Below are 24955 nucleotides of genomic sequence, written 5' to 3'. Positions count from 1 at the left end.
CCACCCCGGACCCCGGTGGGCCGTCGCCGGAGCACGAGCGAACCGCCCCTCACTGGGAGCAGGTCCCCGGTGCGCGCCCACGCCCGACCGGGAAGCACTCCCGAGTTCAGCCCCACGTACCCGGATGCGGGCAGCGGGTCGCGCGTGACCTCCGGCGGCACGTCCGGCCGCACATCCGGCCGGCACAGGAGCCGTGAAACGAGGTGACGACCCCATGCCCGAGGAGTCGCGAGAGGAAGGTCTGGCCGCCGCGTTCGCGGACCTGGCCGACACCCTCGACAGCGATTTCGACGTCGAGCAGCACGCGCGCAGGCTGGCGCTGCACTGCGCCGAGCTGGTCGACGTCAGCGCCGCGGGCGTCGTCCTCGCCGCCGACGACGGTGGCGCGTTCACCGCGTCGGCCTCCGACGAGCGCGCGCACGCTCTGGAGGAGGCGGAGGCGGAGTGGGGCGAGGGCCCCGCCGTGGACTGCTTCCGCACCGCGAGACCCATGCCCGCCGTCCCCCTCGCGCACGCGCGGGCCCGCGCGGACTGGCCCCGCTTCACCGGCCGGGCGCTGGAGATGGGCTTCGCCCTCGTCGCCTCCGCACCGATGCAGGCGCGGGGCACGACGGTCGGCGCACTCAATCTCTACCGGGACCGGCCCGGCACCCTGCACGCCGCGCAACTGCGGCTGGGCCAGGCGCTCGCCGGCGTGGCCGCCCTCGGCATCCTCCAGCAGCGCGCGCTGGCCGGGCAGACGGCGGTCGCGGCGCAGTTGCAGACCGCGCTCAACTCCCGCATCGTCATCGAGCAGGCCAAGGGCGCGCTCGCCCAGCGCCGGAGCATCGCCGTCGACGAGGCGTTCCGCCTGCTGCGCGGGCACGCCCGCAACAGCCGCAGGCCGCTGGCCGAGGTGGCCCGCGAGGTGGTCGAGGAAGGGCTCGACCCGGCGCCGCGGGACGGCTGAATCCGGCCCGTGGGACGGCCGGTTCCGGTCGGTCGGCACGCGCGCAGGGGCGCGCGTGACCGGCGCGCGCGGCCGGCGGGCGGCGGGGTGGGCGGCCGGTCAGGACAGGGCGAACGTGGGGGGCACGCTGGGCAGTTCCATCGCGGCGTCCAGGAACCGGTCCTCGCGCGGCGGCAGGAACTGCAGCGTGCTCGCGTGCGCCGGGCCTTCCGCCGTCATCGCCCACATGCACAGCATCGCCGCGGGCCGCCCCGCGGGGCCGGGCGACGCCTCCAGCGTGGCATAGCGCACCGGCGCCCCCGGCGGCGCCGTCACCAGCACGAAGTGCGCCTCCGGCGGCGCCACCGCGGGCGGCAGCGTGACGAGGACGGAGTCGTGCCGGACGAGCCGGCCCACGGGCCGGTCGTCCGACTGCTCCCCAGGGGGCAGCCCCGCCCCCGCCTGCCGCCACAGCGCCCGCAGCTCGGCGTCGAGCGAGCCGTCGAGCGCGGCGGCGAGCAGGCGCTCCGGTGCGGTCAGGGCGAGGTCGCGGAGCACGGCGTGGGCGAAGGCGTAGTGCTGGCGTCGGGCATCCGTAGCATTCATACATCAGTTCTATCCGAGCCCACTGACAACGCCCCGCCGCGCGGCGGCCGTTCGCCCCGGCTCGGGGCGCGGGCGCCCGCCCCCCGGCTCAGGGCAGGGTGAGCCCGTACGCCTGGAGCGCGGGGACCACCGGCTGGTAGAACGTCGCCCCGCCGGAGGTGCACGAGCCGCCGGACACGATGAGACCGAGCGCGGTGCCGCCGGACCAGGCGGGCCCGGCGCCGTCGCCCGGCTCGACGCAGACGTGGGAGCGGAAGAGGCCGGAGACCGTGCCCTCGGGGTAGCTGACGGTGTCGTTGACCGAGACGACCGTGCCGCAGTGCACCCCGGTGGTCCGGCCGGCGTGGCAGACCTGCCGCCCGACGGAGGGCTGGGCGGCGCCGGTGATCCCGATCACGCCGATTCCGGCCGACACCTCGCTGGGATAGCCGAAGTCCGGGTTGGTGTAACGGATCAGGGCGAAGTCGCCGCCGGGGAAGTTCACCGCCTCGGTCCTGCCGACCTCCACCGTCCTGGCGGCGTCGGCGTACCAGACCGGCCCCGCGGCGGCTGCGCAGCGGCCCTGCATCAGGGCGTAACGCTCCCCGCCGCGGCCCGCGTTGAAGCCGACCGGGCAGGACGGCCCGGTGCTGCTGTAGAGCACGTCGCCGCCGCGGACGGCCTGGTCCTGCGCCCCGGCGGCGGGCGGGGCAAGGGCGGTGAGCACGGCGAGGAGCACGGCGGCCAGGACGGCCGCCGCCGGGGTGAGCCTCAGGGGGACGGTGTGCGGGGTGAGCGGAGCGCGACGTAAGTTCACGGATCCTCCCGTCGTGGGGTCGGCGAACGCATTGTCGCGCAGGGCCGACTGCCCCGTACAGCAGAGCCGTTCGGCCCTACCCGGGTGCGTATCACCCGGGGCATGCTGGTCCCGCCTCGGCGAGCCGTGGCGTGGGGGGTGAGAGCCGATGCGGCGCGGAAGCCCGCGCCGCATCGGCTCGCCTTCGTCTTCGCCGTCCCTTCCGCAGGGGCCGGCCGGTTCGCGGCGTCCGCCGGCTACCGCTCGGAGGGCCCCGCGCTCCCCTGCCGCCAGTACGGCTCCACCCGCGCCCAGTCGCGCTCCCACTCCTCGGCACGCCTGCGGTCGAGCCGTACCCGCACCACCGTCCTGGACCCGAACACCAGGCACCCCACCACTCCGGCCGCCCCGCCGGCGGCCACGGCGCTCTGCACGCCGGTGTCGCCCGGGGGCGGCGGCGGGTCCACGGCGTGCCGGCCGGAAGCATCCGTCCAGATCTCCGCCTCGGCGCCCCTGCGCAGCCCGGCGGACACCCGGGTACGTCCGGTGTGCGCCCGCCCGTCCGCGTCCCGCCAGCGCACCTTGGTGGCCACCTCGCCGCCCGCCCACGCGTCGCCCCGGAGCATCGTCAGCGGCGGCGCGTCCTCCAGCAGCACGGCCGTCGTACGCTGCCGCTCCGCGCTGCGGCTGCTCAACTCCTCGTGGACGGCGGCCGCGGACGCCCAGGCGGCCGCCGTGCCGCCGAGGGCGAACACCGCGACGGCGCCGAACGTCACCCAGCCCTCCAGCACGTCCGTACGCCGTCTGAAGGGGTTGCGCCGGCTCCACACTCTGCGTACCGGGCGGTCCTCCTCGCGCCCCATGCCCGCTCCCGCGGCCATCGGCACCCCCCATCCGCTTCCCTCGCGCCCGGGTAAAGGCTCTCGCACCGACTGTCGCACTTCGGCCCCGGTTCGGCGAGAACCGGGCGGACGCCGGCCCGCGGGTCGTAGCATCCGGGTGCCCCCGGCATGCCGGTCATGGGCCCGTTCGGCCCTACCCCCGGGGCACGGCGGCCGAGGACGATCGAGCCAGCCGAGCAGGAGCGGAAAGGTGCCCGACGTGACAGTGGAAAGGAAATTCTCGGCGGCCCGCCCCATCAGGGTCTTCCTCGTCGACGACCACGAGGTGGTCCGGCGCGGCCTGCGCGACCTGCTGGAGGCCGAGCCCGGCATCGAAGTGACCGGCGAGGCGGGCACGTTCGCCCAGGCGCTCGCCCGCGGACCCGCGCTGCGGCCCGACGTCGCCGTGCTGGACGTCCGGCTGCCGGACGGCGACGGGATCGGAGTCTGCCGCGAGCTGCGCTCGCGGATGCCCGAGCTGGCGTGCTTGATGCTCACGTCCTTCGACGACGACGATGCCCTGCTGGACGCGATCATGGCGGGCGCCTCGGGGTACGTGCTCAAGCAGATCAAGGGCGGCGACCTGGTCTCCGCGGTACGGACCGTGGCCTCGGGGCAGTCCATGCTCGACCCCGCCACCACCGCCCGGCTGATGACGAACCTGCGCCGCGACGACGTCCCCTCCGCGCCGGAGAACGAGGTGCTCGCCGGTCTCTCGCCGCGCGAACTCGACGTGCTGGAGCTGATCGGCGAGGGCCTGACGAACCGGCAGATCGGCCAGCGGCTCTACCTGTCCGAGAAGACGGTGAAGAACCACATCTCCCGGCTGCTCGCCAAGCTGGGCGTGGAGCGCCGCATACAGGCGGCGGTGCTCGCCAGCAGGGCCCACCGCCCGCCGGGCGCGTGACGCCCGCCGTACGCGCCCGCCGCGGCCCGCGCGCCGCGCCGCTCACCCCCGGCCGGGGTCCTGCCCGCTCCCGTCCGTGCCGCCCCCGCCGCCCTCCGGCCCGTCCGCCTGCTCCCCCGGGCCGCCCCGCTCCTGCGCCGCCCGGTGGTCCAGCGGCACCCGCCACACCAGGCGCGTACCACCGCCGGCCGGCGGGTCGAGCATCAGCTCGCCGCCGAGCTGCCTGGCCCGCTCCGCGATGTTCGCGAGCCCGCTGCGCCGCCCGCCGTCCGGCAGGCCGCGCCCGTTGTCCGTCACCGTGAGCGCGACCAGGCCCTGCCCGGCGATCACCGTGATCTCGACCGACGACGCGCCCGCGTGCCGGGCGGCGTTGGACAGCGCCTCCCCGAGCACCGCCACGAGGTGGTCGGCCACCGGCGCCGGCACGTCGGTGTCGAGCAGCCCCTCGGTGCGCAGCACCGGCGTGAACCCGAGCGTGGCGACCGAGTCCTTGACCTGGCTGAGGACGCGCAGCCGCAGGCCCTGCGCGGCCGTCCCGTGCTCGTGTCTGCGCAGGCCGAAAATCGTGGTCCGGATGATCTTGATGGTCTCGTCCAGGTCGTCCACGGCGCGCAGCAGCCGCTCGGTGCCCTCCTCGTGGGTCACGAAGCGCACCGCGCTCTGCAGCGTCATGCCGGTGGCGAACAGCCGCTGGATGGCCAGGTCGTGCAGGTCCCGGGCGATGCGGTCGCGGTCCTCGAAGAGCGCGAGCTGCTCGGCATCCCGGCGCCGCTGGGCCAGCTCCATGGCCACCGCCGCCTGACCGGCGAAGCCCACCAGGGCGTCGGTCTCCTCCGGGCCGAAGCGCTCGCCGCCCGCCTCCCGGCCGACGAGCAGCACGCCGCGCAGCCCGTCGCTGGTGCCCAGCGGTACGGCGACCGCCGGGCCGATGCCGTTCTCCGGCAGTCCGCCGTCCCGTACCCGGGGGTCCTTCGTCACGTCGTCGCTGATCGCCAGCTCCACCCGGGTGAAGGCGGCGCCGGACAGCGTGCCCTTCATGGGCAGCGTGCGCCCGGCGAGCGCGTCGGCCGCGGTGCCCTGGGCGAGGATGATACGCAGCTCGTCGGCGCCCTCTGCGGGCAGCGCGACGGTGCCGAGGTCGGCCTTGAGGATGCTGCGGGCCCGGTCGAGCATCAGGCCCAGCACCTCCTCCTCCTGGGCGCCGGAGAGCAGGGTGTTGGTCACCTCGCCGCTGGCCTCGATCCACCGCTGCCGGCGGCGGGCCTCCTCGTACAGCCGGGCGTTCTCGATCGCCACGCCCGCGGCCACGGCGAGCGTCGACAGCACGGCCTCGTCCTCGCCGTCGAACTCCTTGGCGCCGCGCTTCTCGGTGAGGTAGAGGTTGCCGAAGACCTCGTCGCGGACCCGGATCGGCACGCCGAGGAAGGAGTGCATCGGCGGGTGGTTGGGCGGGAGGCCGTACGAGGACGGGTGGTCCTGGAGCTCCTGGATGCGCAGCGCCTCGGGGTGCCGGATCAGCTCGCCGAGCACGCCGTGCCCCTGCGGCAGCGGGCCGATCTCCTCGTACTCCTCGACGGAGATCCCCACGGGGACGAACTGCGCCAGCCGCTCGCCGTGTTCGATGACGCCGAGCGCACCGTACTCGGCGTCCACGAGCACCACCGCCGCCTCCACGATCCGCCGCAGGACCTGGCTCAGGTCCAGCTCCCTGCCGACCGTGAGCACCGCCTCCAGCAGGCTGTGCACCCGGTCGCGGGTGCCGCGCACCTCGTCGATGCGCAGTTGCAACTCGTCCAGGAGCTGGTCGAGCTGGAGGCGGGGCAGGTGCCCGCCGCCGTGTCCGCTTGTCGCCATCGCATCCCCCCACAGGACCCAGGGCGGTCAGACAGCACCTCCCCGCACCACGGTAGCCACGTCGTCACGCTCCGGGAGCCTTTCCCGGTCACCCGAATGCACGAGGCGGCACGGGACTGCGGAAAGCCTCACGGAGTGTGGACACCGGGGAGGCTCCCGGCCGCCGGGCCGGGCGGCGGGGGCCCCCGCTCGGCGGGCGGACCGCCCGGGTGCGGCCTTACCGTGGGCATATGGCAGAGAACGAGACCCTGGCCCTGCACGCCGCCGCGCTCGATCAGTTCACCCGGCACGTCCACCAGGTCGGTCCCGACCAGTGGGGTGCGGCCACGCCGTGTACGGAGTGGAGTGTGCGGGATCTCGTCAACCACATGACGGTCGAGCAGCTGTGGGTGCCGCCGCTGCTCGCCGGTGACCGGGTCGAGGGGGTCGGCGACGAATACGAGGGCGACCAGATCGGCGACGATCCGGTGGAGGTCTGGGACGGCGCCTCCGCCGAGGCCCGCGCCGCCTTCGCGGAGCCGCTCGCCCTTTCCCGCACGGTGCACCTGAGCTACGGGGACAGCTCCGCGGAGTCGTACTGCACGGAGATGGCCGTGGACGCGATCGTGCACTCCTGGGATCTGGCCCGGGGCATCGGCGCGGACGACGTACTCCCCGCGGAGCTGGCGGAGTTCGCGCTGGCCCAGGTGGAACCGCAGGCCCGGATGCTGGCGGCCAGCGGGCTCTTCGCCGCCCCGGTGCCGGTGCCGCCGGACGCGGACGCGCAGACGCGGCTGCTGGGGCTCACCGGGCGCCGCCCCTGAGCCCGAGGGGCTTCGTGGCTACGCGTCCGTGCGCTGCGGGGCCGTGAGGATCGTGCCCTGCGCCACCGCGCACAGCTCGGGTCCGCGCTCGCCGTCCCCGGCGGCCCCGCTGTCCGGGGTGTCAGGGCCGACCGCGTAGATGTCGCAGCGGCAGACGGCCTGGCGCCGGCCCGCGTGCACCACGTACGCCTCGGCCCGCAGGGTGCCGTCCCGCGCCGGGCGCAGGTACTGGACGGAGAAGCCGCCGGTGAGGACCGCGGGACCGAGGACCGTGCCGGCGGCGAACGTCAGCGCGTTGTCGGCGGCGTAGGCGAGCAGTCCGCCGTGCGCGTAGCCGAACTGCTGGCGCAGGTCGTCGCGGATGTCCACCTCCAGCGTCGCGGCGCCGTCCGCGAACGCGGTGATCCGGGCGCCGAGCAGCCGGCTGAACGGCTGCTCGTCGAGCACCTTCTGCGCGAAGTCGATCCCGAGGTCCGTCATGTGACCCCACGGTAACGGCTGTGGGGCCGCGCCCCTAGTCGCGCTCGGGTTCGCGCAGTTCGACCCAGGTGCACTTGCCGCGGGGCAGCAGGTCCACGCCCCAGCGGTCGGCGACCTGGTCGATGAGGAACAGCCCGCGGCCGCTGGTGTCCATGTCGCGTACGGGCATCAGGCACGGCAGCGCCCGCGAGGGGTCGCGCACCTCGATGCGGATCCGGCCGCGCGGGCGCGACATTCGCAGCCCGAACGTGCGCGCCCCGGTGTGCCGTACGGCGTTGCCGACGAGTTCGGAGACCAGCAGCACGGCGTGCTCGGCGAAGCCGGGCGACATCCCCCAGTGCCGGACGACGACCGCCTCGGCCAGCCGGCGGGCGGTCCCGGCTGACTCGGGCCGCGACGGCAGCCGCACCTCACCGACGGCGGGGTTGCCCCAGCGCTCCATCGGGTCGGGGCCGGCGGCACCGCCGGCGGGGGCCGCGGCGGGGAAGCGCCGGTAGGCGGGCGAGGGCAGCGGCCGCAGCAGCTTCCTGCGGGACCGCCGTCCGGCGGGGGCCTCCGGATGCGCCGGCTCGTCCCGGTGGAGTTGCTGGATGTCCTCAAGGCCCGCCATGGCCTCATGATGGCGCGGGCGGACGTCTTTGGGAGCATTTCCGCGCCAACAAGTCCCGCGGAAGCCTACATTCCGTGAGCACGCACAGGCATATGCCGGAGCTACTTCGTCCCGCCCGTACCACGCTGAACTGCGTAAACTCCCCGGTGACCGGTGGTCGCGGGGCCCCAAAACCCCTGAATCACCGAAGTCTTGCTTCCGGCGCCCACTACCCCCGGGCGGGGGTAGTGGTCACGGAGCGTCGCCTGGCGCCCGGGGCGGCGGAACCCGCCCGCTGGGCGCCCGCGGACCGGCTCAGCGGAACTCCGCCTTCCCCGGCCCCTTCTCCACGAAGCTGCGCATCCCGGTCTCCCGGTCCTCCGTCGCGAACAGCCCCGCGAACCAGCTCCGCTCCAGCGCGAGCCCCGTCTCCAGGTCCGTCTCCAGGCCGTGGTCCACCGACTCCTTCGCCGCCCGCAGCGCCATCGCGGGCCCTCTGGCGAGCCGCGCCGCCCAGGCGTGCGCCTGCTCGTACACCTCGGCGTCCGGCACCACCCGGTCCACCAGGCCGATCGTCAGCGCCTCCGCGGCCTTGACCATCCGGCCCGTGAAGATCAGGTCCTTGGCCCGCGAGGGCCCGACCAGCCGGGCGAGCCGTTGCGTGCCGCCCGCGCCCGGGATGAGCCCGAGGAGGATCTCCGGCTGCCCCAGCTTCGCGCCCTCGCCCGCGATCCGGATGTCGGCGCAGAGCGCCAGCTCGCAGCCGCCGCCCAGGGCATACCCGTTCACCGCCGCGACCACCGGCTTCGGCACCCGCGCCAGCGCCGTGAACGACTCCTGCAGACCGCGGCTCCGCGCGACCATGGCCGCGTGGTCCATCGCCTGCATCTCCTTGATGTCGGCGCCGGCGGCGAAGACCTTCTCGCCGCCCCACACCACCAGGGCGCGCACGTCATCGCGGCCGGCCGCCTCGGCGGCGAGTTCGCGGATACGGTCCTGGACGGCGATGTCCAGGGCGTTCATGGGCGGGCGGTCCAGGCGCAGCGTACCGACGCCCTCGGCGACCTCCAGGTATGCAGTCATGCCACCACACGTTAGCGCTCATTAACGCAACGGGGCCCGGTGCGCTTGCTCACACACCGGGCCCCGCGTGCCGTCCGTCCGGATCAGCCGGCGGAGGGACTGCCGTCTTGCGTCACTTCTCTGCCGTCACTGCGGTGCGGTCCACTCCTCCCAGGACATGTTCCAGCCGTTCAGGCCGTTGTCCGGGGCGATGACCTCGTCCTTGGCGTTCTTCACCTCGACCACGTCGCCGATGAGGGAGTTGCGGAAGAACCAGGAGCCGGGCGTCGACTTGTCGCCGCCGCCGCGGGCGTCGTACAGGCCGATGCAGCCGTGGCTGGCGTTGGCCGAGCCGAACGTGGCCTGTCCCGACCAGTAGTTGCCGTGGATGAAGGTGCCGGAGGTGGAGAGGCGCTGCGCGTGCGGTACGTCCTTGATGTCGTACTCGCCGCCGAAGCCGACCGTGTCGCCGTCCATCCTGGTGACCTCCAGCTGCTCGGTGATCACCATCTTGCCGTTCCAGGTCGGCGTGGACGGCGCGCCCGTGGTCACCGGGATGGTCTTGATGGTCTTGCCGTTCCGCTCGACCTTCATCTTCTTGCTGTCGGCGTCAACCGTGCTCACCTGGCGGCGGCCGATCTCGAAGCCGACGTCCTTGTGCTGCTCGCCGTAGACGCCGTCCGCGCCCTCGACGCCGTCGAGGCGCAGGCTGAGGGTCACCTCCGTGCCGGGCTCCCAGTACTCCTCGGGGCGGAAGTCGAGCCGCTGGTTGCCGAACCAGTGGCCCTCGATCTCCACGTCGGGGTCGGCGGTGACCTCGATGGCCTCCTCGACCTCCTCCATGTTCGAGATCGGCTGGTTGAAGTTGAGGGACACCGGCATGCCGACGCCGACGGTGCTGCCGTCCTCGGGCGTGAAGTGGCCGATGAAGGTGTTCTCCGGCACGACGGTGGTGAAGGTGGTGTCCTTGGCGGACTCCAGCCCCTCGGAGTCCTTCGCGACGGCGTGCACCTTGTACTTGGTCTGGGTGCGCAGGTGGCCGGACGGCTTCCACTCGGCGCCGTTCTCCGAGATCTCGCCCTCGACCTCGGTGCCCTTCTCGTCCGCCACCGTCACGGAGACGAGCTTGCCCTTGTCCGCGGTCACCTTCAGGTCGCCCTGGGTGCCGACCGCGTCGGCGCCGTCCTTCGGCGTGATCTCGACGACCGCCTGCGAGACCTTCTGTTCCTCGCCGCCCGAGCCGGGACCCCCGGAACCGCCCTTGCCCCCGTCGCCGTCCCCGCCGCCGGAGCCGCCGCACGCCGTCACCACGACGAGCACGGCGCCGGTCAGCAGCGCCGCCAGGCTGTGCCGGGTACGTCCCCTTCGTATCCGCTCCACCTTCAACGCCGTATTCTCCCCTCGGCCACACCGAGCCAGAAGTCCCCCGCGCGTGGTCACATGCGCGCCTTTGCGTTCAAGGTATCCCCAGCCATGGAGATGTGACGCCGCGCGATTGTCACCGTTCGGTCCCAACTGGTGGGCGCTGTGCAGGCGCTTGCGGTGCGGTGATCCGGTGGCGCCCCCGGAGCCGCCGGGTGACACTGCAACCCGATGACCTCCTCTTCCGCGTCTTCCGCACCCTCGTCCCCCTGCCCACGGGACCCCGGCGCGGCGCGCCCGCCCGCCGGGGACCCCCGCCCCGCCGCGCGGCGGCCCGCCGGCGCTGCCGGAGCCGCCGCGACGGCCCCTGCGCAGCCGCGAGTTCGGCCCCTTCTCCGTCGCCCGCGGCATCGCCGGGCTCGGCGACATGATGGCGCCCGTGGCACTCGCCGCCGGGCTGGTCATGCACGGCTACGGCGCCGGGGCGGTCGGCCTGGCGATGGCGTCGACGACGGCGTGCTTCGCCGTGTTCGTCATCCTCGGCGGGGTGTCCCGCGGATCGCCGACGACGTGCAGGGCGCCAACGCCTCGATCCGTACGGCCGAGTCGGTGATGACGCTCGCCGGCCCCGCGGCGGCGGGCGCGCTGGCGGTGCTGACGGCGTGCACGCTGCTCGCCGTACCGGCGACACGCAACCTGCGCAGGGTGGACGGCGTACGCAAAGATCCCGTCAAAGCGGGCCCGGCGGACCGATGCGCGCATGACCGACAGGTCAGGAGAAGGGAAAACAGGGTGAGCGGTTAGCCTGCCCTTACGTAGGCTCGGGAGCGATGCCTGCAGCCGACATACGCACCGAAGAGCCCGAGCCCGCCGACTCCCCGACCGCCGCCGGTACCGGCCCCGGCCTCGCGGGACCACCCGCGGGCGGCGAGGAGGACCGCTCCGCGGTGCGCTCGCTGCTGCGCCTGTGGCCGTACGTCCGCCCGGTGCGGGTGCGGCTGTTCTCGGCGGCCGGGGTGGCGATCGTCGCGTCCTGTATCGGCCTCGTGATCCCGCTGGTGCTCAAGTGGCTCGTGGACGGCCCGGTGGCCGACCGCGACTCGGCGGGCGTGTGGCTGGGCGGCCTGCTGATCCTCGCGCTCGGCGTCGCGGAGGCGGCGCTGTTCGGCTTCCGCCGCTGGCTGGTGGCGCGCCCGCTGGCCGGCGTGGAGGCGGCGATGCGGGCGAGCCTGTACCGGCACCTGCAGCGGCTGCCGGTGTCCTTCCACGACCGCTGGGCCTCCGGCCAACTGCTCTCCCGCGGCACGACGGACCTCCAGCTCATCCGGATGTTCCTGGCCTTCCCGCTGACGTTCCTGGTCGTCAACGGCACGACCATCGCGGTCGGCTGCGCGGTCCTGCTGGCGCAGGAGTGGACGCTCGGGCTGGTGCTGCTGGCGCCGGTGATCCCGCTGGTCGCGCTCTGCTCGGCGTTCGAGCGGCGCTTCTTCGGCGCCGCCCGCCGGGCGCAGGACCAGGTCGGCGACCTGACGACGGTGGTCGAGGAGGCGGTGCTCGGCATCCGCATCGTCAAGGGCTTCGGCCGGCACCGCAGCCAGGCGCAGGCGTTCCGCCGGCTCACCCACGAGCTGCGCGGCACCGAGCTGCACAAGGCGCGGCTGCTGGCCGGGATCTGGGCGCTGATCATGACGCTGCCGGAGCTGGCGATCGGCGCGGCGCTGGTGCTGGGCACGGTGCAGGTCGCGGACGGCGATCTGTCGGCGGGGACGCTGGTGGCGTTCCTGTCGACGGCGATGGCGCTTCGCTGGCCGGTGGAGTCGATCGGGTTCCTGCTGGCGATGTGCAACGAGGCGGCGACCGCGGCGGACCGCTACTTCGAGGTGCTGGACGAGCCGGAGGCCGACGCGGCGGACCGCAAGGCCGCCGCGGCACCGGCCGGCCCACCGGTCCCCGCCGCCCCCGCCGTGCCCGCCGTGCCCGCCGTGCCCGCCGTGCCCGCACAGCGCACCGGGCCCCCGCCGGAAGCCGCGGACGGCATCCGCTTCACCGGCGTCGTCTTCCGCCACCCCGACGCCGGCCCCGGCACCGCGCCCGTACTCGACGGCATCGACCTGCACGTGCGCTCCGGCGAGACCCTCGCCCTCGTCGGCGCCACCGGCTGCGGCAAGACGACGCTCACGGCGCTCGTCCCGCGGCTGTACGAACCGACCGCCGGCCGCATCAGCCTCGACGCCCGCGACATCACCGCCCTCCCCCGCGACGAGCTGCGGGCGCTGGTCGCCGTCGCGTTCGAGGAGCCGACGCTCTTCTCCGCGACCGCGGGCGAGAACGTGCTGATGGGCTCGTACGAGGCCGAAGAGCACGACCTGCTGCGGGCGTTGGACATCGCGCAGGCCGACTTCGTGCACCGGCTGCCGGACGGCCACCGCACGGAAGTCGGCGAGCAGGGGCTCAGCCTCTCCGGCGGCCAGCGGCAGCGCCTCGCGCTGGCGCGGGCGATCGTGGGCAGGCCGCGCTTCCTGGTGCTCGACGACCCGCTGTCGGCGCTCGACGTGCACACCGAGGCGCTGGTCGAGGCCGCCCTGCGGCGGGTGCTGGCGACGACCACGGCGCTGGTGGTCGCGCACCGGCCGTCGACGGTGCTGCTCGCCGACCGGGTGGCGCTGCTCTCCGGCGGCCGGATCGCGGCGGTCGGCACGCACGACGAACTGCTGCACGGCAGCGCGGAGTACCGCGCGCTGATGGCGGGCGTACCGGAGGAGCGGACGGACGGCGCGGCCGGGGCCGCGCACGGCGACGAGGGGGAGCGGCGATGACGGCGACGGTCACCGAGAGACCCGGCGGCGAGGAGCCGGACGACGACCGCCCGCGCCCGCGGACCGACCCGTTCGACCGGGACCTGCTGCCCGCGCCCGACGGCGCGTCCCGCACCCTGCTGGGCTCGCTGCTCGCCCCGCACCGCCGCCGGGTCGCCGCGGCGACCGTGCTGATCCTGCTCCAGCAGGCCGCGGTGCAGGCCGGTCCGCTGCTGGTCGCGTACGCCATCGACCACGCCGTGCCCGCGCTGCGGCGTGACGACCACGGCCCGCTGATCGCCGTCGGCATCGCGTACGCGGTCTGCGCACTGGCGTCCGGGCTGCTCCAGCACACCTTCGTACGGGCCGCCGCGCGCATCAACCAGGACGTGCTGCTCGACCTGCGCGGCCGCATCTTCCGCCACGCGCAGGCCCTCGACGTCGACTTCCACGACCGCTACACCTCGGGCCGGCTGATCTCCCGCTCCACCAGCGACGTGGAGTCGCTGCGCGAGCTGCTGAGCGAGGGGCTGCAGGAGCTGATCGTCGTCGTGCTCCAGGTCGTGTACATCTCCGCGCTGCTGCTCTGGCTGGACCTGGGTCTCGGCGGGGCGGCGCTGCTGTCGTTCGTGCCGCTGTACTTGCTGATCCGCAACTTCCAGCGGCGTTCGATCAAGATCTACACCAAGCGGTCGACGGCGATCGCTCAGGTGATCGTGAAGTTCGTCGAAACGATGAACGGCATCCGGCCCGTCCAGGCGTTCCGCCGGGAGCGCGCGAACGACGAGGACTTCGACCGGCTCAACGGGCACCATGAGCAGGTCAACGGCGACTCCATCCTGGAGATGGCCCGTTACGTCGTCTGCTCCCGGCTGACCGCGAACGTCTTCGTGGCGGCGATCGTGCTGTGGGGCGCGTACCGGGTGGCGGAGGACGACCTCGCGCTGGGGGTGCTGGCCGCGGCGGTGCTCTATCTGCGGCGGCTGTACGACCCGATCGACCGGCTCGGGATGTTCCTCAACTCCTACCAGTCGGCGGCGGCGTCGCTGCAGAAGATCGCGGGGCTGCTGGCACAACGGCCCGGCGTGGCGGAGCCGGCGGAGCCGCGGCCGCTGCCGGCGCGGCAGGAGGGGCTGCCGGGCCGGGAGGTGCGCTTCGAGGGGGTCGGCTTCTCGTACCGTACGGGCGGCGAGGTGCTGCCCCGCTTCGACCTGACGGTGCCGGCCGGGCAGACGGTCGCGGTCGTCGGCTCGACGGGGGCGGGGAAGTCGACGCTGGCCAAGCTGCTGGCGCGGTTCTACGACCCGAGCGCGGGCCGGGTGCTGCTGGACGGGGTGGACCTGCGGGAGATCGCGAACGCGGAGCTGCGGCGCGGGGTGGTGATGGTCACGCAGGAGGCGTTCCTGTTCTCGGGCACGGTGGCGGAGAACATCGCGATCGGCCGCCCGGACGCGACCCGCGAGGAGATCGAGGCGGCGGCGAAGGCGCTGGGCGCCCACGAGTTCATCACGGCGCTCCCGGACGGCTACGACACGGACGTACGCAAACGCGGCGGCCGCATCTCGGCGGGCCAGCGCCAGTTGGTCGCGTTCGCCCGCGCGCTGCTGGCGGACCCGGCGGTGGTGATCCTGGACGAGGCGACGTCGTCGCTGGACATCCCGGGCGAACAGGCGGTGCAGGAGGCGATGCAGACGGTCCTGCACGGCCGCACGGCGGTGGTCATCGCCCACCGCCTGTCGACGGTGGAGATCGCGGACCGGGTGCTGGTGATGTCCCAGGGCCGCATCGTGGAAGACGGCCCCCCGGCCACCCTCATAGCCGACCGCGGCCGCTTCGCGGCCCTCCACCAGGCCTGGCAGGACAGCACCCTCTGACCCCCGGCGGGGCCGGCGGGGAGGAAGGCGCCCTGCGCTAGAGGCCGCGCAGCCGGGCAGGGCGCGGTCCGTCGACGTCTCGAAAGGGCAGCGGACGTACGAAACCGATCACGCCCGCACGTTGACGGCTACGGCATCGGCGGCATTCCGACGCGACCGGTGGGGTGGTGGGGGTAACGGGGTGGGTGGGGGTGGGGTTCGGGGGGCGGGGGTGGCGGGGATGACCGTAGAAGTGCACAGCGTGTCTAGTCTGGCACGCTCCGTGACCGAAATGCTATTCTTCGTTTCGGCTTTCACACCATGAAAGTTGACGATTTCCGCTCCGGTAACCGCAGCTCAGCGCACGCGTCACTGGACTGGACCATAAAGGGTGGCGGTCCCCCCTTCTCAGGCAGGCGTTCCTGTGCGTCACTCTTGTCGTGTACGCATCAGAATTCCGGTCTGTTCGTACAAGCAGCACCCCAGCACCGCCTCTCCCCACCCCCACAGAGCACACGAGTGCCAGGAGGCCGCGATGCACCTGCCCACATCACTCACCCACCGCCTCTTCACCCGCCGTGCCGGCCGCACCCGCGCCGGCGCCGCCGTCGTCCTCGGCGCCTCCCTCGCCCTGGTCGCGGGGCTCACCGCCCCCTCGGCCGCGTCCGCACCGGCCGCCGACAGCGACGCCAAGAAGAAGAACCCCGTGCCGCTGGGCCACGCCTACATGGGCATGGGAGTCGACGCGGAGCAGTCGTCCCCCGACATCAGCCCCATGGACCACACCAGCGGCGTACAGGGGATCGACGTCTCGCACTGGCAGGGCAGTATCAACTGGTCGTCGGTGCGCAGCGCCGGCATCCAGTTCGCCTGGATGAAGGCGACGGAGGGCACGAGCTACAAGGACCCGTCCTTCAACACCAACTACCCGGCCGCGTACCGCGCCGGCGTCATCCGGGGCGCGTACCACTTCGCCCGGCCGAACTCCTCCAGCGGCGCGACCCAGGCCAACTTCTTCGCCTCCAACGGCGGCGCCTGGTCCCGTGACAACCTGACGCTGCCCGGCGTGCTGGACATCGAGTCCAACCCGTCGGGCGCGATGTGCTACGGGCTCTCGCAGACCGCGATGCGCAACTGGATCCTCGACTTCTACAACACGTACAAGTCACGGACCACGCGCGACGTCGTCATCTACACCAGCCCGAGCTGGTGGAACACCTGCACCGGCAACTGGAGCGGAATGTCGACGCGCAGCCCGCTGTGGGTCGCCCACTGGACGTCCGCCCACAGCCCGAGCATCCCGAACGGGTTCCCGTTCTGGACGGTGTGGCAGTACACGAGCACCGGCCGGGTGAGCGGCATCTCCGGCAACGTCGACCGCGACAAGTTCAACGGCAGCCGGGACCGGCTGCTGGCGCTGGCGAACAACACCGCGTAGCCCGGGGAGATCATGCGACGAAGGGGCCGGCCGGGCTACGGCCGGCCCCTTCCGCACGGGCCCCCGCGCCCGGGGGTCACAAAAGATGAAAGTTGCTCTACTCTTCCGCCATGTCGTGGACGCGTAAGGTCCGAACGGCCCTTCTCCCGCTCGTCGCGCTGGGCGCTTTGCTCGTCACCGCCGCCCCCGCCGCCGCGCACGAGGAGCGCCCCGTCGAGTTCCCCGACGGCACCGGCAGCGTGCCGTCCTACCGCGACGAGGAGCCCGACCTGCTGGTCTGCAAACCGGGCCGGGCGGACTTCGAGGCCCGCATCGCGGACTTCCCCGCCGCGCTCCGCGAGCGCAACCTCCGGCTGTACGAGCGCTGCCGCGACCGCGGTTACGAGCATCTGCAGGAAGCCGTCGACGCCGTCGACGCACCCGGTATGACCATCGCCATACTTCCGGGCGTCTATCTGGAGGAGCCCAGCCGGCCGAAGCCCACCGGGTCCTGCGCCCGGCTGAAGGCGCCGCGGTCCGACTTCGGGTACCAGATCCTGTCGTACGCGCAGCAGGAGCGCTGCCCGCACAACCAGAACCTCGTCGCCATCATGGGCAAGCGGGACCTGCAGATCGAGGGCACCGGCGCCGACCGCGGCGACGTCGTCATCGACGGCCAGTACCGCAAGCTCAACGTCATCCGCGCGGACTCCGCCGACGGCGTCTACTTCCGCAACTTCACCGCCCAGCGCTCCACCTTCAACTCGCTGTACGTGCTGGCCGCCGACGGCTTCGTCATCGACGACGTGCTCACCCGGTGGAACGACGAGTACGGCTTCCTCACCTTCGCCTCCGACCACGGCCTGTACCGCGACTGCGAGTCGTACGGCAACGGCGACTCCGGCATCTACCCGGGCAGCGCCTCCGACATCAACGACGGCCGCGGTTACGACGTCCCCCGCTACGCCATCGAGATCACCGGCTGCCGCAGCCACCACAACATGGTCGGCTACTCCGGCACCGCGGGCGACTCGGTCTGGGTGCACGACAACGAGTTCGACCACAACATGGGCGGCGCCTCCATGGACAGCGCCTTCCCCGGCCATCCGGGACTGCCGCAGAACCACGCCAGGTTCGAGCGGAACCTCATCCACGACAACAACCAGAACTACTACCCGTACGTCGCCGACGGCACCTGCGCCGAACCGGCCGCGGAGCGCGGCTACGAGCAGGGCGTTGTCTGCCCGCAGATATCCATGCCGCCCGGGACCGGCATCATCACCGCGGGCGGCAACTGGAACATCTACCGGGACAACTGGATCTACGGCCACCAGCGCGCGGCGTTCTACCTCAACGCCGTGCCCGCCTTCATCCGCGGCGAAGGATCCCCCGGCAAGCAGCTCGACACCTCGCACCACAACCGCTACGCCGCGAACCACCTCGGCGTCGACCGCGCGGGCAACGAGCGGCCCAACAAGACGGACGTGTGGTGGGACGGGCAGGGCGAGGGCAACTGCTGGCAGGGCGACGCGGGGGCGAGCAACCCGCGCACGCTGCCGGAGTGCGGCTCGCGGCCCGGCGACGTCTCCGGCGGTTCCGACCGGATCGTCGGCGAGCCGGTGAAGCTGGCGCAGTTGCTGGTGTGCGCGGAGTACGACGTGCGGGCGCGGAAGCTGCCCGCGGGGTGCGACTGGTACGGGGCGCGGGGCATCGAGCGGATCGAGGTGCAGATCGCGCTGGCCGTGGCGGTGGTGCTGGGGCTGGTCGGCGGGGTGCTGTGGTGGCGGCTGCTGCGGCGTGACGCGGTGGCCGGGGGTGCCGCGGTGGCGGGGGCGGCGGGTCTGGCGCTCGACGTGGTGGGGGCGGCGAGTTCGTACGCGCACACCTGGGTGCCGGTCGTCGCGCTGGTGCTGCTGGGCGCGTGGTGGACGGCGACCGGGCTGCGGCTGCGGGCCCGGCTGCCGGGCGGGCGGCCCGGGTTCACGGGGGCGACGGTGGCGATGGGCGTGCTGACGCTGCTGGACGCCTTCGACAAGTCGGTGCTGCTCATCCCGTGGATACCGCTGAGCCCGGCGTGGCTGCGGACGCTGCTGGGGCTGGTGTGGGTGATCTGGGCCGTGATAGCGGTGGCCAGGCGCGTCCCCGCGCCGGACCCGGCGCCGGACCGGGAGGCGGACCCGGCGGCGGACCCGGCGGCGGAGAAGGCGGCGGAACCGGCGGGTCCGGGATCGGAGCACGCGACGCCCGCGGCGGACCCCGGGTCCGGCCGGCCGGCGGCCGGACCCCGGCCCGCGGGCCCGGCACCGGAGGCCGGCCCCGCATGAGCCGCCGGCCTCCCGCCCTCTCCCCCACCGCCCGTCTCGCCCTCCTCGCCGCCGTGCTCCTGGCACTCGCCGGCGCCGGCTGCTCGCGCGGCGACACCCACCACGAGCCCGGCACCGGCCACGAGGTCGCCACCGGATCCGTGCCGCCCGCCACCGACGTACCCGACCGCGGCGCCAACGGCTCGGACGCGGACACCGGGACGGGCACCGGCACCGTCGTCGAGATCGCCGTACGGGACGGCGAGGTCGTCCCCGCGCCCGGACGCGTCGAGGTGGAACTCGGCGAGCGCGTGACCCTCCTCGTCACCGGCGACACCGGCGACGAACTCCACGTCCACGGCTACGACAAGACCGCGGAACTGCGCGCGGGCCGGCCCGCCGAGCTGGCGTTCACCGCGGACCGCGCCGGGGTGTTCGACGTCGAGGCGCACGGCTCCGGTCTCGTCCTCACCCAGCTCATGGTGCGCTGATGCGCCTCGCCCACGGCGTCGGCGGCACCCAGGACCTGCCGATCCCCGCCTTCTACGCCTACGCCGGCGGCTTCGCCGCGCTGCTCGTCTCCTTCCTCGCGCTCGGCCTCCTCTGGCCGGAACCCCGCTACGCCGGCGCCACCGCGGGCCGCCCACTGCCCCGCGCCGTGCGGCGCCTCGCCGCCGCGCCCGCGCTGCGCCGCACCGCCGCGGGCGCCGGACTCGCCGCCGCCGCGTTCGTCGCCGGCCACCTGCTCCTCGGCCCCGACGATCCCGCCCGCAACCCCGCGCCCGGCGCGGTCTACGTGCTCCTCTGGGTCGGCCTCGTCCCCGCCTCCCTCCTCCTCGGCCCCGTCTGGCGCCTGCTCAACCCGCTCCGTACGCTCCACGCCCTGGCCTGCCGCGCCCTGGGCCGCGACCCCGCCGCCGGCCGCCCGCTGCCCGCCCGGCTCGGCCACCGGCCCGCCGCGGCCGGGCTGCTGGCGTTCACCTGGCTGGAGCTGGCCGCCCCCGAACCGGCCGCCACCACCGCCCTGTCGGCGTTCCTCGCCGCCCACGCCGCCGTCCAGCTCACCGGCGCGGCGGTCTACGGTGACCGCTGGTTCGCGCAGTGCGACCCCTTCGAGGCGTACAGCGCGCTGCTCGCCCGGCTCGCCCCCGTCGGCCGCCGCCCCGCCGACGGCGTGCTCGTCCTGCGCTCCCCCCTCGCCGGGCTCGACGCCACCCCCGCGCTCCCGGGGCTGACCGCGGTCCTGTGCGTGCTCCTCGGCTCCACCGCCTATGACGGCTTCTCCGCCGCACCCTCCTGGATCGACACCCTGCAGACCTCCTCCCTCGGCCGCACCGCCACCGCCACGCTCGGCCTGCTCACCGCCGTCGCCCTCGTCGCCGTCCTGTACGCCGGCTGCGCGGCGGCCGTCCGCCTGGTCTCCGGCCGTCTCGCCCACCCGCTGTCCGCCTTCGCCCACTCCCTCCTGCCGATCGCCCTCGGCTACCTCGTCGCCCACTACTTCACGCTCTTCGTCACCGAAGGCCCACGTACCGTCACGATCGCATCCGGCACTGACAACCCGGCCCCGAACGACCCCCCGCTCTCCCCCGGCGGCCTCGCCGCGCTCCAGGTCACCGCCGTCGTCACCGGCCACGTCCTGGGCGTCGTCGCCGCCCACGACCGCGCCGTCCGCCTCTTCCCGCCGGCCCGCGCGGTCGCGGGCCAACTGCCGCTGCTCGCACTGATGGTCTGCTACACGGCCGGCGGCCTGACCCTGCTGCTGGCCGCGTGACCGTGCGGCCCGGCGGCGCGGCGGCGGAGCGGTCCGGCACCATGGACGGCGTGAGCCCCCCTTCCCTCCGCCGCACCCCCGTCCAGCAGCGCAGCGCCGAGCGGCTGGCCCGGATCCTCGACGCCTGCGCGGAACTCCTCGACGAGACCGGCTACGAAGAGCTGACGACCAGTGCCGTCGCCGACCGCGCGGGCGTGCCCATCGGCTCCGTCTACCGCTTCTTCCCCAACAAGCGCGCCCTCGCCGACGCGCTCGCCGCCCGCAACCTCGACGACTTCACCGGCCGCGTCACCCGCCGGCTCGCCGCCGAGCCCGCGCAGGCCGGCTGGCGGCGCATCCTGGACTCGATGCTGGCGGAGTACGTCGCGATGATGCGGACGGTCCCGGGCTTCGCGCAGGTGGACTTCGAGGCCAACGACCCGGTCGCGGCCCGGCTCTGCGACATCCTCGCGGAGCGGCTCTCCCTGCCGGTGACGCCGTCGCTCCAGCGGTCGTGCCTGGTGGCGGTCGAGGCGGCCGACGCGCTGCTCCAACTCGCCTTCCGCGCCGACCCGGAGGGCGACGCGGCGCTGCTGGCGGAGACCCGGACGCTGCTGCACGCGTACCTGTCGCGCACCCTGGACTGAGGAGCGGGGGTCAGCCTCCCAGGGCCGCCTCCGCCTCCTTCCGGCGGCGCGGTGCCTCGTGGCTCTCCACGTACCACTGGTACTCCCCGCCCACCAGCTCCCGCGCCAGCGCCAGGTCCGGGCCCGCCCCTTCCGCCCGCAGGTGGTACGGGGGCGGGTAGTAGCAGTCGCCGACGAACAGCACGCCCTCCGACGGCACCCCGACCACCGTCGAGTCCGCGGCGTGTCCCCCGCCGACGTGCCGCAGCTCGGCCGTCACGCCCCCGAGCCGGATCTCGTGCCGGCCGGTGAACGTCTCGGCGGGCGGCACGATGCGCAACGAGTCCCAGCCGTCCTCCGCCATGGCGCGCAGCCGCGCCGTATAGCTCGGGACCAGCCGCGGGTCACGGGCCATCCCGGCCCGTACGTACGCCTCCGACCACGGCTTCTCCGCCTCCGCGCGCAGCGCTTCAGCCGTCAGCTCGTGCGCGGTCACCGGCACGGCCCACTCCTGCGCGCCCCAGACGTGGTCCCAGTGGTGGTGGGTGTAGACGAGGGCCCGCGCCTTCGGCAGGCCCGCGCCGCCGAGGGCGTTGCGGATCCGGCGTGCCAGCGCGGGGCTGTGGCCGGCGTCGACGAGCAGGCAGCCGTCGTCGCCCGCGATCACCCCGACGCCCGCCTGCACCCGGTCCGGGTCCGGGTGGTGCGGCCACCACCACACCCGGTCCGTGATCCGCACCAGCCCCGGCACCGCTCCCGCCATGTGCCCGCCTCCCTCTCGCCGCTCCGGCGCCGACAGGCCCGGGACCCGGACTATATGCCGGGCCGCCGCGCCCCCGGGGCCCCGGCGCTAAGGGCTGTCCCGTAACCCGCGGTGGATCAGCGAGCGGCGTCTGGCGCGGTGCATCGCAAGGCGGAGGGTCGACCGCATACCGGGCCGTATTCGGTCGATCCCGACAACGCGGCGAGGTGCCGTGCCAGGCGTCGTGAGCCCGCCGTGGGTTACGGGACAGCCCTTAGGGAGCCTCCGCCGCCGCCAGCAGCGCCCCCGTCACCGCCGCGTACGCCGCACCCACCGGAAGCGACGGCTCCGCGGCGGCGGACTCCACGGGCCCCGCGGAGTCCCCGGCAGCCGGCTCCGGCACCAGCGTGTCCAGGTCCCCCACCACCCGGACCCCCGACTTCCTGATCCCCGCGACCATCTCCGCGCTGACCTCCGCCGCCGCCCGCCGCGCCCACGCGGGCGTGGCGATCCGCTCCGCGGGGTCCTTCGGCACGTGCGCCCCGCGCAGGCAGCGCACCAGGGCCTCGCGTACCAGCTTGCGTTCCGGCGCCGGGCGTTCGGCCCTGGCCAGCTCCCTGTTCACCAGGCGCAGCACCTCCACCTCCCCGGCGGTGAGCGAGCGGTTGGTGAACCCGTCCTGCTCCGGCTCCAGCAGCCCGTCCGGCAGTCCCAGCAGCCCTTCGAACGCGCGCAGGTGCGCCAGCGGTTCCGCCTGGTCGACGACGACCACCGTGAGCCGGTCGGCGCCGACGGCGTCCGCCCAGCGCGCCACCAGTTCGTCGTGCCGGTGCCGCCGCCAGAACGACGGCGTCGGCTTCCGGTACGGCGGCCTGCGCAGCATGCCGTCGAGCCACTTGTCGTACGTGTGCTGGTGGCCGGACTTGATGTACTCCTGCCACTGCGACGGCAGGATCTTCACCAGCGGCCGCAGCGTGACGACGACGTGCACCCGCTCCCCGCCGAGCCCGTCGACCACCGCGCGCACCGCAGCGGCGTCCGCGTTGGCGAAGCGCTCGCTGCTGACGACGACCCGGCGCCGCCGCCCCGCGCCCGCGACCTCCGCGCACAGCTTCTCCCAGTGCGCCATGCTCGGCGCCTCCAGGCTGTGCACGGGGGTACCGCCGGCGATCGCGGCGGCGGCGTGCGCGGGCTGCCGGGAGGTGCCGGCGTACCGGACGCCGTGCGCGGCCAGCGCGCGCCGGCTGCGGTGGAACGCCCCCTGCAGCGTCGTGGTGCCGGTCTTGTGCGGCCCGATGTGCACCAGCCGGGTACCCGGCGGGAGCGCGCCCTGCCGCTGAGCCATCAGCCTCGCCCGCCCCGGCCCTTGAAGACCCCGCCGAGCCGCGCCATCGGCCGCTTGTCCATGGCCGCGACGCGCCGCTCGAGACCGGAGAGCCGCTTCTCCAGCCGCTCGACCTCGCCGGCCAGCTCCTCGTTGCGCTCCTTCAGCTCCGTGGCGCGGCGCACCGCGCCGTCCAGCCGCTTGCGGGCGATGTCCGCCCGCTCGTGCAGCCACGCGAAGCGGTAGGCGTACGCGCCGTCGTCGGAGCCGTCCCACATCCGGATCGAGGGCGGCAGGTCGAGATCGGCCATGCGCTTCTCGAAGGCGGCGCCGCCGTCGCCGTGGGTGTAGGTGTTCTTCAGGTCGTTGCGGTCGAGGAAGCCGACGAAGCGGTCCCAGCGCTCCTGGTGGCCGGTGTGCAGCCCGGAGAAGTCGGCGTTCTCGTACACCTTGGCCGGGTCCATGTCGGCGGCTTGGTCGGCCAGCATCTCGTGCGGAATGCCGAAGTAGCGGCAGAGTTCCAGGGTGCGCGAGTCGTGCACGAGCACGACGGCGGGGGTGCCGGCGAGCAGCGCGGCGATGTTGCCGTGGATGCGGGTGCCGAAGGCGAAGTCGCGCTCGCGCAGTTCGGCCATCCAGCCGTACGGGTCGGTGGGCACCCGCGTCTTGTCGTCGCGCAGCAGGCCGTGCGCGCCGGCGGTCGGCAGCTCGGGGTTCAGCCCCTTCTCCACCGACGTGTCGCCCCAGAACAGCAGTTCCGCGTCGGTGAGGTTCTGGGCGTAGTACACGAGGTCGTCGAAGCGCTCGTACGCGCGCTGCGCGATCTCCGCGATGGGGCCGACGCGGGCGGCGTCCGGCGAGACGTTGATCGCGATCCGGGAGGCGTCGGTGATGCCGGCGTCGATCGGGCGGATCGCGGGGAAGGTGTCGCCGTGGAGGAACATCGACGGGCAGCCGATGATGTCGACGTCCTTGAAGCCGAGGTCGTTCAGGTAGCCGGCGGTCAGCTCGCCGCGTACGCCCACCGACGCGGACCGCTTGAGGACCGCCTTCATGAACTTCTTCACCGACGGCTCGATGGCCTTGAGCCGCTCGGTGTCGTAGTCGGCGGCGACCTGGGCACCGACGCCGATGACGACGACGGGGATGGTCAGTTGCTCGATGAGCCTGGTGAGCCGGTTGAGGGAGGCCTCGAACGACGGCCGGAAGGCGTTGGCGAGCGGGACGACGAAGGCGTCGTACTCCTCGTTGATCTGGGCGGCGCGCTCCTTGGAGTAGTCCGTCTTGATGCCGTTGGACGTGACATCGGTGTCCGGGGTGAGGAGCAGTTTGTGGACGGCGTCGCTGAAGAGCAGGTTCCCGGAGTTGGTGCCGATGAGGTCCTGCTGGATGACCTCCGTCGTCGTCGGGACGTGGAAGGGGCTCTTACCTGAGCGGATGAGAAGGTGCTTCATGGTGGGGGCGGTTCCGTTCGTGTGGGGGTGCTGCGGAGTGGTACGGGACGGGGTTCAGAGCGCGGGACGGCCGATGGCGCGGAAGGTCCAGCCCGCGGCGCGCCAGGGCGCCGGGTCCAGGGTGTTGCGGCCGTCGATGAGGTGCGCGGTGGCTACGGCGCGGGCGAGCCGGCGCGGGTCGAGGTTGCGGAACTCGCTCCATTCGGTGAGGTGCAGCACGACATCGGCGCTGCCGGCCGCGTCCTCGGCGGAGTCCGCGTAGCGCAGCGTGGGGAACTCCCGGCGGGCGTTGTCCATGCCCTTCGGGTCGTAGACGGTGACCTGGCCGCCCTGGAGGTGGATCTGCCCGGCGACGTTGAGCGCGGGGGAATCGCGCACGTCGTCGGAGTCGGGCTTGAACGCGGCGCCCAGGACGGCGATGCGGCGGCCGAGGAAGGTGCC

At 73.8% G+C, this 24955-nt stretch carries 22 protein-coding genes and 1 pseudogene; 11 read left to right on the top strand and 12 right to left on the bottom strand.

Annotated elements, in window-relative coordinates; all coding sequences use genetic code 11:
• Positions 1 to 214 precede the first annotated feature (214 nt).
• Positions 215 to 949 carry a GAF and ANTAR domain-containing protein gene (locus tag FB457_RS31275; protein WP_047018229.1) on the top strand — a complete coding sequence of 245 codons (735 nt, stop codon included), beginning with the start codon at positions 215 to 217 and terminating at the stop codon, positions 947 to 949.
• Positions 950 to 1048: 99 nt separating this feature from the next.
• Here the strand turns inward: FB457_RS31275 and FB457_RS31270 are convergent, their stop codons facing one another.
• The 3 genes from FB457_RS31270 to FB457_RS31260 all read right to left on the bottom strand — a co-directional run bounded on the left by FB457_RS31270 (position 1049) and on the right by FB457_RS31260 (position 3190).
• Complete coding sequence (locus FB457_RS31270) at positions 1049 to 1534, bottom strand: hypothetical protein (protein ID WP_253911436.1); 486 nt, start codon at positions 1532 to 1534, stop codon at positions 1049 to 1051.
• A gap of 88 nt (positions 1535 to 1622) precedes the next feature.
• Positions 1623 to 2330 carry a chymotrypsin family serine protease gene (locus FB457_RS31265; protein ID WP_145784054.1) on the bottom strand — a complete coding sequence of 236 codons (708 nt, stop codon included), beginning with the start codon at positions 2328 to 2330 and terminating at the stop codon, positions 1623 to 1625.
• A 236-nt stretch (positions 2331 to 2566) separates the two neighbouring features.
• Positions 2567 to 3190 (bottom strand): Rv1733c family protein, encoded by a 624-nt coding sequence (locus FB457_RS31260; protein WP_047018226.1) that lies wholly within the window; start codon positions 3188 to 3190, stop codon positions 2567 to 2569.
• A 211-nt stretch (positions 3191 to 3401) separates the two neighbouring features.
• On the opposite strand from FB457_RS31260, the gene FB457_RS31255 reads away from it, so the two are divergent.
• Positions 3402 to 4097 carry a response regulator gene (locus tag FB457_RS31255; RefSeq protein WP_047018225.1) on the top strand — a complete coding sequence of 232 codons (696 nt, stop codon included), beginning with the start codon at positions 3402 to 3404 and terminating at the stop codon, positions 4095 to 4097.
• Positions 4098 to 4139: 42 nt separating this feature from the next.
• Here the strand turns inward: FB457_RS31255 and FB457_RS31250 are convergent, their stop codons facing one another.
• Positions 4140 to 5951, bottom strand: coding sequence for a sensor histidine kinase (locus FB457_RS31250; RefSeq protein ID WP_253911434.1), 1812 nt, complete (start codon positions 5949 to 5951; stop codon positions 4140 to 4142).
• A gap of 230 nt (positions 5952 to 6181) precedes the next feature.
• Here FB457_RS31250 and FB457_RS31245 point away from each other — a divergent pair, with 230 nt between their 5' ends.
• Positions 6182 to 6754 carry a TIGR03086 family metal-binding protein gene (locus tag FB457_RS31245; protein WP_145784052.1) on the top strand — a complete coding sequence of 191 codons (573 nt, stop codon included), beginning with the start codon at positions 6182 to 6184 and terminating at the stop codon, positions 6752 to 6754.
• An 18-nt stretch (positions 6755 to 6772) separates the two neighbouring features.
• Here the strand turns inward: FB457_RS31245 and FB457_RS31240 are convergent, their stop codons facing one another.
• The 4 genes from FB457_RS31240 to FB457_RS31225 all read right to left on the bottom strand — a co-directional run bounded on the left by FB457_RS31240 (position 6773) and on the right by FB457_RS31225 (position 10271).
• Positions 6773 to 7234 (bottom strand): PaaI family thioesterase, encoded by a 462-nt coding sequence (locus tag FB457_RS31240; RefSeq protein ID WP_047018223.1) that lies wholly within the window; start codon positions 7232 to 7234, stop codon positions 6773 to 6775.
• A 34-nt stretch (positions 7235 to 7268) separates the two neighbouring features.
• Entirely contained in the window at positions 7269 to 7844 is a 576-nt protein-coding gene (locus FB457_RS31235; protein ID WP_047018222.1) for an ATP-binding protein, read from the bottom strand.
• 294 nt (positions 7845 to 8138) lie between these two features.
• Positions 8139 to 8906, bottom strand: coding sequence for an enoyl-CoA hydratase/isomerase family protein (locus tag FB457_RS31230; RefSeq protein ID WP_047018221.1), 768 nt, complete (start codon positions 8904 to 8906; stop codon positions 8139 to 8141).
• 126 nt (positions 8907 to 9032) lie between these two features.
• The gene (locus tag FB457_RS31225; protein WP_047018220.1) at positions 9033 to 10271 is read right to left on the bottom strand and encodes a L,D-transpeptidase; all 1239 of its coding nucleotides are present in this window, start codon (positions 10269 to 10271) and stop codon (positions 9033 to 9035) included.
• A gap of 343 nt (positions 10272 to 10614) precedes the next feature.
• Between FB457_RS31225 and FB457_RS31220 the strand changes: the two are divergent.
• The 8 genes and pseudogenes from FB457_RS31220 to FB457_RS31185 all read left to right on the top strand — a co-directional run.
• Positions 10615 to 10910: pseudogene (locus tag FB457_RS31220) on the top strand (MFS transporter); the annotation flags it as partial.
• Positions 10911 to 11077: 167 nt separating this feature from the next.
• Positions 11078 to 13063 carry an ABC transporter ATP-binding protein gene (locus FB457_RS31215; RefSeq protein ID WP_145784051.1) on the top strand — a complete coding sequence of 662 codons (1986 nt, stop codon included), beginning with the start codon at positions 11078 to 11080 and terminating at the stop codon, positions 13061 to 13063.
• Positions 13060 to 14916: an ABC transporter ATP-binding protein gene (locus FB457_RS31210; protein ID WP_047018218.1), complete on the top strand. Its 1857-nt coding sequence runs from the start codon at positions 13060 to 13062 to the stop codon at positions 14914 to 14916. The genes FB457_RS31215 and FB457_RS31210 overlap by 4 nt, the downstream gene beginning before the upstream one ends.
• A gap of 514 nt (positions 14917 to 15430) precedes the next feature.
• A complete protein-coding gene (locus tag FB457_RS31205) occupies positions 15431 to 16333 on the top strand; it encodes a lysozyme (protein ID WP_047018217.1) in 903 nt (300 codons plus the stop codon).
• Between the two features lie 110 nt (positions 16334 to 16443).
• Entirely contained in the window at positions 16444 to 18636 is a 2193-nt protein-coding gene (locus FB457_RS31200) for a right-handed parallel beta-helix repeat-containing protein (protein WP_145784049.1), read from the top strand.
• Complete coding sequence (locus tag FB457_RS31195; protein ID WP_047018215.1) at positions 18633 to 19106, top strand: cupredoxin domain-containing protein; 474 nt, start codon at positions 18633 to 18635, stop codon at positions 19104 to 19106. The genes FB457_RS31200 and FB457_RS31195 overlap by 4 nt, the downstream gene beginning before the upstream one ends.
• On the top strand, positions 19106 to 20389 hold the full coding sequence (locus FB457_RS31190) for a hypothetical protein (protein WP_047018214.1): 1284 nt from the start codon (positions 19106 to 19108) through the stop codon (positions 20387 to 20389). Before FB457_RS31195 ends, FB457_RS31190 begins: the two co-directional genes overlap by 1 nt.
• A gap of 41 nt (positions 20390 to 20430) precedes the next feature.
• On the top strand, positions 20431 to 21015 hold the full coding sequence (locus tag FB457_RS31185; RefSeq protein WP_145784069.1) for a TetR family transcriptional regulator: 585 nt from the start codon (positions 20431 to 20433) through the stop codon (positions 21013 to 21015).
• A 10-nt stretch (positions 21016 to 21025) separates the two neighbouring features.
• On the opposite strand, the gene FB457_RS31180 is transcribed toward FB457_RS31185, so the two are convergent.
• The 4 genes from FB457_RS31180 to FB457_RS31165 all read right to left on the bottom strand — a co-directional run.
• Complete coding sequence (locus FB457_RS31180) at positions 21026 to 21757, bottom strand: MBL fold metallo-hydrolase (protein ID WP_047018213.1); 732 nt, start codon at positions 21755 to 21757, stop codon at positions 21026 to 21028.
• A gap of 253 nt (positions 21758 to 22010) precedes the next feature.
• On the bottom strand, positions 22011 to 23081 hold the full coding sequence (locus FB457_RS31175) for a hypothetical protein (RefSeq protein ID WP_145784047.1): 1071 nt from the start codon (positions 23079 to 23081) through the stop codon (positions 22011 to 22013).
• Complete coding sequence (locus tag FB457_RS31170; protein WP_047018210.1) at positions 23081 to 24514, bottom strand: polysaccharide pyruvyl transferase family protein; 1434 nt, start codon at positions 24512 to 24514, stop codon at positions 23081 to 23083. The genes FB457_RS31175 and FB457_RS31170 overlap by 1 nt, the downstream gene beginning before the upstream one ends.
• Before the next feature lie 54 nt (positions 24515 to 24568).
• On the bottom strand, positions 24569 to 24955 hold a 387-nt coding region (locus FB457_RS31165), incomplete at its 5' end, for a Rossmann-fold NAD(P)-binding domain-containing protein (RefSeq protein WP_486589206.1).

The organism is Streptomyces sp. CNZ287, from assembly GCF_007827615.1.
The sequence above is the reverse complement of the archived record's forward strand: the minus strand, read 5'-3'. Positions and strand labels throughout refer to the sequence as shown.

What these genes read in the sequence shown, in the direction of transcription:
- FB457_RS31275 (WP_047018229.1), top strand. Translation starts at nt 215, where the DNA reads ATGCCCGAGGAGTCGCGAGAGGAAGGTCTGGCCGCCGCGTTCGCGGAC.
- FB457_RS31270 (WP_253911436.1), bottom strand. Translation starts at nt 1,534, where the DNA reads ATGAATGCTACGGATGCCCGACGCCAGCACTACGCCTTCGCCCACGCC.
- FB457_RS31260 (WP_047018226.1), bottom strand. Translation starts at nt 3,190, where the DNA reads ATGGCCGCGGGAGCGGGCATGGGGCGCGAGGAGGACCGCCCGGTACGC.
- FB457_RS31250 (WP_253911434.1), bottom strand. Translation starts at nt 5,951, where the DNA reads ATGGCGACAAGCGGACACGGCGGCGGGCACCTGCCCCGCCTCCAGCTC.
- FB457_RS31245 (WP_145784052.1), top strand. Translation starts at nt 6,182, where the DNA reads ATGGCAGAGAACGAGACCCTGGCCCTGCACGCCGCCGCGCTCGATCAG.
- FB457_RS31240 (WP_047018223.1), bottom strand. Translation starts at nt 7,234, where the DNA reads ATGACGGACCTCGGGATCGACTTCGCGCAGAAGGTGCTCGACGAGCAG.
- FB457_RS31235 (WP_047018222.1), bottom strand. Translation starts at nt 7,844, where the DNA reads ATGGCGGGCCTTGAGGACATCCAGCAACTCCACCGGGACGAGCCGGCG.
- FB457_RS31230 (WP_047018221.1), bottom strand. Translation starts at nt 8,906, where the DNA reads ATGACTGCATACCTGGAGGTCGCCGAGGGCGTCGGTACGCTGCGCCTG.
- FB457_RS31215 (WP_145784051.1), top strand. Translation starts at nt 11,078, where the DNA reads ATGCCTGCAGCCGACATACGCACCGAAGAGCCCGAGCCCGCCGACTCC.
- FB457_RS31210 (WP_047018218.1), top strand. Translation starts at nt 13,060, where the DNA reads ATGACGGCGACGGTCACCGAGAGACCCGGCGGCGAGGAGCCGGACGAC.
- FB457_RS31205 (WP_047018217.1), top strand. Translation starts at nt 15,431, where the DNA reads ATGCACCTGCCCACATCACTCACCCACCGCCTCTTCACCCGCCGTGCC.
- FB457_RS31200 (WP_145784049.1), top strand. Translation starts at nt 16,444, where the DNA reads ATGTCGTGGACGCGTAAGGTCCGAACGGCCCTTCTCCCGCTCGTCGCG.
- FB457_RS31195 (WP_047018215.1), top strand. Translation starts at nt 18,633, where the DNA reads ATGAGCCGCCGGCCTCCCGCCCTCTCCCCCACCGCCCGTCTCGCCCTC.
- FB457_RS31190 (WP_047018214.1), top strand. Translation starts at nt 19,106, where the DNA reads ATGCGCCTCGCCCACGGCGTCGGCGGCACCCAGGACCTGCCGATCCCC.
- FB457_RS31185 (WP_145784069.1), top strand. Translation starts at nt 20,431, where the DNA reads ATGGACGGCGTGAGCCCCCCTTCCCTCCGCCGCACCCCCGTCCAGCAG.
- FB457_RS31180 (WP_047018213.1), bottom strand. Translation starts at nt 21,757, where the DNA reads ATGGCGGGAGCGGTGCCGGGGCTGGTGCGGATCACGGACCGGGTGTGG.
- FB457_RS31175 (WP_145784047.1), bottom strand. Translation starts at nt 23,081, where the DNA reads ATGGCTCAGCGGCAGGGCGCGCTCCCGCCGGGTACCCGGCTGGTGCAC.
- FB457_RS31170 (WP_047018210.1), bottom strand. Translation starts at nt 24,514, where the DNA reads ATGAAGCACCTTCTCATCCGCTCAGGTAAGAGCCCCTTCCACGTCCCG.